General features: G+C 63.9%; 6 protein-coding genes. 4 read left to right on the plus strand and 2 right to left on the minus strand.

Annotated features, from left to right (window positions below):
* Nucleotides 1-101 precede the first annotated feature (101 nt).
* Together NLI84_RS16590 and NLI84_RS16595 are read left to right on the plus strand one after the other, a co-directional pair.
* Entirely contained in the window at nucleotides 102-476 is a 375-nt protein-coding gene (locus tag NLI84_RS16590; protein WP_255991831.1) for a hypothetical protein, read from the plus strand.
* Nucleotides 469-933 carry a MerR family transcriptional regulator gene (locus tag NLI84_RS16595; protein ID WP_255991833.1) on the plus strand — a complete coding sequence of 155 codons (465 nt, stop codon included), beginning with the start codon at nucleotides 469-471 and terminating at the stop codon, nucleotides 931-933. Before NLI84_RS16590 ends, NLI84_RS16595 begins: the two co-directional genes overlap by 8 nt.
* A gap of 117 nt (nucleotides 934-1,050) precedes the next feature.
* Here the strand turns inward: NLI84_RS16595 and uvrA are convergent, their stop codons facing one another.
* Complete coding sequence (uvrA, locus tag NLI84_RS16600; protein ID WP_255991834.1) at nucleotides 1,051-3,897, minus strand: excinuclease ABC subunit UvrA; 2,847 nt, start codon at nucleotides 3,895-3,897, stop codon at nucleotides 1,051-1,053.
* A 186-nt stretch (nucleotides 3,898-4,083) separates the two neighbouring features.
* Here uvrA and NLI84_RS16605 point away from each other — a divergent pair, with 186 nt between their 5' ends.
* Nucleotides 4,084-5,463, plus strand: coding sequence for an MFS transporter (locus NLI84_RS16605; protein WP_255991835.1), 1,380 nt, complete (start codon nucleotides 4,084-4,086; stop codon nucleotides 5,461-5,463).
* Entirely contained in the window at nucleotides 5,463-5,963 is a 501-nt protein-coding gene (gene ssb / locus NLI84_RS16610) for a single-stranded DNA-binding protein (RefSeq protein ID WP_255991837.1), read from the plus strand. Before NLI84_RS16605 ends, ssb begins: the two co-directional genes overlap by 1 nt.
* 375 nt (nucleotides 5,964-6,338) lie before the next feature.
* Here ssb and NLI84_RS16615 read toward each other — a convergent pair whose 3' ends face one another.
* Nucleotides 6,339-6,818 carry a DUF1579 domain-containing protein gene (locus tag NLI84_RS16615; RefSeq protein ID WP_255991839.1) on the minus strand — a complete coding sequence of 160 codons (480 nt, stop codon included), beginning with the start codon at nucleotides 6,816-6,818 and terminating at the stop codon, nucleotides 6,339-6,341.
* Between the last annotated feature and the right edge of the window lie 236 nt (nucleotides 6,819-7,054).

Below are 7,054 nucleotides of genomic sequence, written 5' to 3' on the forward strand. Positions count from 1 at the left end.
CCAGAACCCCCAGACCGAAAGGCTGGGGGTTTTGCTTTGCTCGCGGGCAATGCCGGGGAAGGGCCGCCCCGTCATCTGCTCCGCAAGTGCGCCTGCCCCTCATGTGCTACAAGATCCGCGATCCCATGGCGCGTAAGCCCAACTTCCTCTTGCTCCTCAAGTTACTTGAGGTTTTATCGTTCATGGGTATTTACTTCGATGAGGAAGAACCCATGAAAGCCTGGAAAATAGTGCTTGGCCTCGGTGCCGCCTGCGTTGCTTGCTGTGCAATCCCATTGCTGGGCTTTACGGGCGGCCTTACGGCATCTGCCGCCGCCCTGATGGCGTGTGCGGGGGAGTTCCTGCCGCTGGCTGCGGCTCTCCTGGCGATCCTGCTTGCATGGGCGGGGCTGTGGGCTTGGCGACGACGCAGCGCGAGCCGGTTGGCCTCGTGCCCGTGCACTGAAACATGCAGCAAGGAGACTTGTCGTGCCTGACCCCCATTTCGCACCGCGACTGTCCATTGGTGTCGTGGCCGAACGTACCGGATGCACGGTAGCGACCATCCGCTACTACGAGGAAGTCGGTTTGCTCCCCACCGGGCAACGCACCGAGGCGGGCCGTCGCGTGTACGGCGAGGCGGCGATACGCCGGCTGAGTTTTATCCGGCGTTGCAGGGATTTCGGCTTTTCCATCGAACAGGTGCGAGAGCTGGCTGGTCTCGTCGATGAGCCGGATCGACCCTGCGTCGAAGTGCGCGACATTGCCGCCAAGCATCTGGAGCAGGTGCGCGCGAAGTTGGCCGAGCTGCAAGCGCTGGAGCGCAGCATGGCGACGTTCGTGTGCAGCTGCGATGCGGCGTGCGCAGGTGGGCCTGCCGTGGACTGCACGATCCTGGAGGACTTGGTGAGCTCCGACGAGCCGGTTTTACAGAGATCGAACCAGTGTTGCTAGGCAAGCGGCGGCGCGAAAATCGCTGCAGCAGTGGTTACTGCGGCTGGGTCAGGCAGCTTGTTCGTAAAAAGGGCCGCACTACAGGCGGCCCTTGTTCATTCAGCGTGTGGATGACGGTTATGAGGGCCGCATCCGCGCCAGATAGTGCCCGGTGTGGCTGGCCGGATTGGCCGCCACCGCTTCTGGCGTGCCGGTCGCAATGATCTGGCCACCGCCGGCGCCGCCCTCGGGGCCGAGGTCGACGATCCAGTCGGCTGTCTTGATCACGTCGAGGTTGTGTTCGATCACCACCACGGTGTTGCCATGATCGGACAGCCGCTTGAGCACGGTGAGCAGCAGATCGATATCGTGGAAGTGCAGGCCGGTAGTCGGCTCGTCCAGGATGTAGAGCGTGCGGCCGGTGTCGCGCTTGGAGAGCTCCAGCGCCAGCTTCACCCGCTGCGCCTCGCCGCCCGATAGCGTGGTGGCGCTCTGGCCGAGGCAAATGTAGCCGAGGCCGACGTCCATCAGCGTCTTGAGCTTGCGCGCGACGGTCGGCACGGCGCCGAAGAATTCCAGCGCATCCTCGATCGTCATTTCGAGCACTTCGGTGATGTTCTTGCCCTTGTACTGCACTTCCAGCGTTTCGCGGTTGTAGCGCTTGCCGTGGCAGACATCGCACGGCACGTAGACATCGGGCAGGAAGTGCATCTCCACCTTGATCAAGCCGTCGCCCTGACAGGCTTCACAGCGGCCGCCCTTCACGTTGAACGAGAAGCGCCCCGGACCGTAGCCGCGTTCGCGGCTGGCAGGCACGCCGGCATAGAGCTCGCGGATCGGCGTGAACAGGCCGGTGTAGGTGGCCGGGTTGGAGCGCGGCGTGCGCCCGATGGGGCTCTGGTCGACGTTGATCACCTTGTCGAAGTGATCGAGGCCATGCATCTCATGGAACGGCGCAGGCTCGGCGGAGGCGCCGTTCAGGTCGCGCGCGGCAATGGCATAGAGCGTGTCGTTGATCAGCGTTGATTTGCCCGAGCCCGACACCCCCGTCACGCAGACGAACAGCCCGACTGGCAAGGCTAGGTCGACAAACTTGAGGTTGTTGCCATGCGCGCCCTTGAGCGTGAACCACTTATCCGGTTGTGGCACGCGGCGCTGCTCAGGGATCGCTATCTTGCGCGCGCCGGACATGAATTGGCCGGTGATCGAGCGGGGTTCCTTGAACACGTCTTCCGGCTTGCCGGCGGCGATCACTTCGCCGCCGTGCACGCCGGCGCCGGGGCCCATGTCGACCAGCCAGTCCGCGGCGCGGATGGCGTCCTCGTCATGCTCGACCACGATCACCGTGTTGTCGAGATCGCGCAGCCGCATCAGCGTGGCGATCAGCCGGTCGTTGTCGCGCTGATGCAGGCCGATCGAGGGCTCGTCGAGCACGTACATCACACCGGTGAGACCGGAACCGATCTGACTCGCGAGGCGGATGCGTTGCGCCTCGCCGCCCGACAGCGTATCGGCGCTGCGCTCCAGGCTCAGGTAATCGAGCCCGACGTTGACCAGGAAGCCGAGCCGTTCGCGGATTTCCTTGACGATTTTTTCGGCGATCTGCGCGCGCGCGCCTTCCAGCTGCAGCGTGTCGAAGAAGGCCGCGCTGTCGCGCAGTGCCATCTGGCTGATGGTATGCAGGTTGGCGGTGCCCACCTTCACGTGACGCGCCTCGCGGCGCAGGCGCGAGCCGCCGCAGGATGGGCAGGCGCGGTTGTTCTGGAACTTGGCAAGCTCCTCGCGCACCGTCACCGAATCGGTCTCGCGGTAGCGGCGTTCCAGGTTGGGAATGATGCCCTCGAATGGGTGCGCTCGTTCGAAGCGGGTGCCGCGCTCGCTCATGTAATTGAAGCGGATGTCTTCCTTGCCCGAACCGTAGAGCACGATCTGCTGGATTTTCTCCGGCAGTTCTTCCCACGCCGTATTGACGTCGAAGCCGTAGTGCTCGGCCAGGCTCGTCAGCATCTGGAAGTAGAACTGGTTGCGCTTGTCCCAGCCCTTGATCGCGCCGGCGGCCAGGCTCAGCGCCGGATGCGCGACCACGCGCTTGGGATCGAAGAAGGTGATCTGGCCCAGGCCATCGCAGCTAGGGCAGGCGCCCATCGGGTTGTTGAACGAAAAGAGGCGTGGCTCCAGCTCGGGCAGGCTGTAGCTACATACCGGGCAGGCAAACTTGGCCGAGAACCAGTGCTCCTTCCCGCTATCCATTTCTACCGCGATGGCGCGGCCATCGGCGTGGCGCAGCGCGGTCTCGAACGATTCGGCCAGACGCTGTTTCAGATCCAGCCTAGTCTTCAAACGATCGATCACCACCTCGATGGTGTGTTTCTTGTTCTTGTCGAGCTTGGGGATCGCATCCATCTCGTGCACTTCGCCGTCGATGCGCACGCGCACGAAGCCCTGGGCGCGCAGCTCGTCAAAGAGGTCGAGGTTCTCACCCTTCTTGCCGACGATGACCGGGGCCAGCACCATCAGCCGGGTTTCCTCCGGCAGCGCCAGCACATGGTCGACCATCTGGCTCACCGTCTGCGTTTCCAGCGGCTGGTCGTGGTCCGGGCAATAGGGCAGGCCGACCCGGGCGAACAACAGCCGCAGGTAGTCGTGGATCTCGGTGACGGTGCCGACAGTGGAGCGTGGGTTGTGGCTGGTGGCTTTCTGCTCGATCGAGATCGCCGGCGACAGGCCCTCGATCAGGTCGACATCAGGCTTTTCCATCAGCTGCAGAAACTGGCGGGCGTAGGCCGACAGCGATTCCACGTAGCGACGCTGGCCCTCGGCGTACAGCGTATCGAACGCCAGCGAGCTCTTGCCCGAGCCCGACAGCCCGGTGATGACCACCAGCTGGCCGCGCGGCAGATCGAGGCTCACGTTCTTGAGGTTGTGGGTACGCGCGCCGCGGATGCGGATCAGGGGGGTCTCGGTGGAAATTTGGCGATAGCTCATGGCAATCCAGGTGGGGCCGACCCGACGGAAAACAAACCCATCAATATACCGGACTCGCAGCTGCTGGCGCACGGCAGGATTCGCCTTCTTGCAGGCCCGGATTGCCGGCTTGCGCGAAGGAATCGCGTGAGCGTGAGCAGGCGCACTGCGGTAACATCGCGCTTTCGCTGTCCGATACGCCTTTCCATGTCCGCCAAGCCCCGCCTGAGCGCGGTCGAGCTGCGCGCCGCCACGGGCCTTGCCGGCCTGTATGCGCTGCGCATGCTCGGCATGTTTTTGATCCTGCCGGTGTTTGCCGTCTACGCCGGCCATTTGCCCGGCGGCGAGAGCCATGTGCTGGTCGGCCTGGCTTTCGGTGCCTACGGCCTGACTCAGGCGCTGCTGCAACTGCCTTTCGGCATGTGGAGCGACAGGGTGGGGCGCAAGAAGGTGATCTACATCGGCTTGGCGCTGTTTGCGCTCGGCAGCATCCTCTGTGCGGTGGCCGATCATATCGTGTGGATGATCGTCGGCCGCGCGGTGCAGGGCGCCGGCGCGATCTCGGCGGCGATCACTGCCTTGTTGGCCGATCTGACCCGCGAGGAGCACCGCACCAAGGCGATGGCGATGATCGGTGGCAGCATTGCCACCACTTTCGCCGTATCGCTGGTTGCCGCGCCCAAGCTTGCCGAGTGGATAGGGCTGCCGGGCATTTTCGCGCTGACCGCTGCACTGGCGATTGCCGCCATCGTTGGCGTGTGGCGGGTGATCCCGAGCCCGGCGCTGTCGCGCCATCATTCGGATGCCGAGGCCGATGCCAGTCGCTTGCCGCAGGTGCTGCGTGATCCGCAGCTGTTGCGGCTCAACTACGGCGTGTTCGCGCTGCATGCGGCGCAGATGGCGATGTTCACCGTGATGCCACTGCTGCTCACCCACGTGGGCGGCATCGCCTTGCCGCATCACTGGTGGATCTATCTGCCGGTGGTGCTGGTCGGCTTCGTGCTGATGGTGCCGGCGGTGATCGTCGGCGAGAAGCGGAACAAGCTCAAGCAGGTGTTCGTGCTGGCCATCGCGCTGATGCTGATCGCCCAACTGGGCATGGCCTTGTGGCTGCCCGATCTGACAGCCATCGTTGCTTGGCTGGCGCTGTATTTCGTGGCTTTCAACGTACTGGAGGCCACCCAGCCCAGCCTGATCAGCAAGGTGGCGCCGGTCGCCGCGCGCGGCACCGCGATGGGCGTGTACAACACCTGCCAGTCGGCGAGCATGTTCGCCGGTTCCGCCATGGCTGGCTGGCTGTTCCAGCAGGGCGGGGCGATGCCGGTGTTCCTGTTGTGCGCCGGGTTGATGGCCGTCTGGCTGATTGTTTCGCTGGGTATGCAGCCACCGCTGCCGGTGCGCACCCAGATGTTCCACATTGGCGAAAACTGGCCGGGCGAGCCGGCGGCGCTGTCTGTTAAACTTGGGCAAATAGACGGCGTGAAAGAAGCTGTCGTACTGATAGACGAACGCGTGGCGTTGCTCAAGGTCCTGCAATCGGGCTGGGACGAAGCCGCCGCGCAACAACTGATTGCGGAGACCCACTGATGGCTTCTTTGAACAAGGTGCTGCTGATCGGCAACCTCGGGCGCGACCCGGAAACCCGCTTCCTGCCCTCGGGCGGTGCCGTATGCAACTTCAGCATCGCCACTACTGAGCGCTTCAAGGACAAGCAGGGCCAGCAGCAGGAAAAGACCGAGTGGCACAACATCGTCATGTACAACCGCCTGGCCGAGATTGCCGGCGAGTACCTGAAGAAGGGCAGCTCGGTGTATATCGAGGGCCGCATCCAGACCCGCAAGTGGCAGGACAAGCAGACTGGCGCCGATCGCTACACCACCGAGATCGTCGCCGACCAGATGCAGATGCTGTCCGGCCGTGGCGGCGGCGGTGGTCAGCAGGGTGGTAGCTACGGTGGCGGGGACGACTTCAATCAGGAGTACAGCAGCCCCGCGCCGGCACCGGCAGCCCGCCCGCAAGCGGCTCCCGCTCCACGCCCGGCCGCGCCGAAGAACTTCGACGATTTCGAGGACGATATCCCGTTCTGAGAAACGCGCGGTAAAGATTCTTCAAACACCGCAAAGCCTCGCCACGATCGGCGAGGCTTTTTTATTGGGCCTGCTGTGCGTATAGCTGATGGGCCTTGCAGGTCGTGGCTTGACTGGGACCTTCCCATAAATGAACCACGAATTAGTTGGTGCTTGGGTCGTGTGATCACGTAGGTATGCTCGTCGCGCTTTGAGTAGAGGTGAAATAGCACCACCGGCCTGGCTGCAGGGCAGGTGAGCCAGTTCATCGAGGATGCGCAGGGCCCCAGGAGCCAGAGTTGTCCCGTTTTGCCCTGGGCCGCTGCCAGATGTGTCTTGTGGATACTCAGCCCCTAATGAACACGACGTTCTGCAGCAGCTTGGCGCGGGTCGGCTTCAGCGCCGGGTATAGCGAGCCTGCATGAACTCGGACCAGCGGCCATCCGTGCCCAGCAGCTCGGAGCTCAGCAAGCGCTCGTTGGGGCCGACGATCTCGATGATGTCGTGATACTGCCGGGTCTGGCCGGGGTGTTCGAAATCCGGGCCGGTGGCGGACAGCGTGAGCACCGTGCCGGCCTCGTTCAGCTCGCCGTCGTAGACCCACATATGCGTCATCATCGAGCCGATCCAGCTGCCGACGAAGCGGCCGGTAGCGGGGTCGAAACCCAGCGTCATCAGCATGGTGCCTGGCGTGCCGTCCGGCATCTTGCCGGTCCCTTCGAGCAGTACCCACAAGTCGCCGAGGCCACGCACCGACTCGCTGCCTTCCCCCTTGTACGGCGGCTGGTCGGGGCCCATGTTGGCTTCGCTCTCGTAGGTCCAATCGCCGATCAGTTGTTGCAGCCAGCGGTGTTGCTGGGCGGGATCCGTTTTCATTGCTGCTCCTTGCGTGGTGGTGGAGGGATGCCAGCCAGCATAGACAGCGGTATTGCCGGCATGGCGTCAGCCGGCCGAATGGCCGGCTGACGTCACGAGTCCGGCGGCAGGGCGGGCGTAGCACGCTCACGCCCATCAGGGAGCGTAGATCAGCGGGCGTAGCTATCGAGCAGGCCGGCGGCGGTGGCCGCTTGCTCATAGGCATGCTCGTGATCGAGCCCTTCCAGCACGGCATA

The sequence above is a fragment of the Chitinolyticbacter albus genome, from assembly GCF_024437655.1.
Taxonomy (GTDB): Bacteria; Pseudomonadota; Gammaproteobacteria; order Burkholderiales; family Chitinibacteraceae; genus Chitinolyticbacter; species Chitinolyticbacter albus.

What these genes read in the sequence shown, in the direction of transcription:
- NLI84_RS16590 (WP_255991831.1), top strand. Translation starts at nt 102, where the DNA reads ATGTGCTACAAGATCCGCGATCCCATGGCGCGTAAGCCCAACTTCCTC.
- uvrA (WP_255991834.1), bottom strand. Translation starts at nt 3,897, where the DNA reads ATGAGCTATCGCCAAATTTCCACCGAGACCCCCCTGATCCGCATCCGC.
- NLI84_RS16605 (WP_255991835.1), top strand. Translation starts at nt 4,084, where the DNA reads ATGTCCGCCAAGCCCCGCCTGAGCGCGGTCGAGCTGCGCGCCGCCACG.
- ssb (WP_255991837.1), top strand. Translation starts at nt 5,463, where the DNA reads ATGGCTTCTTTGAACAAGGTGCTGCTGATCGGCAACCTCGGGCGCGAC.
- NLI84_RS16615 (WP_255991839.1), bottom strand. Translation starts at nt 6,818, where the DNA reads ATGAAAACGGATCCCGCCCAGCAACACCGCTGGCTGCAACAACTGATC.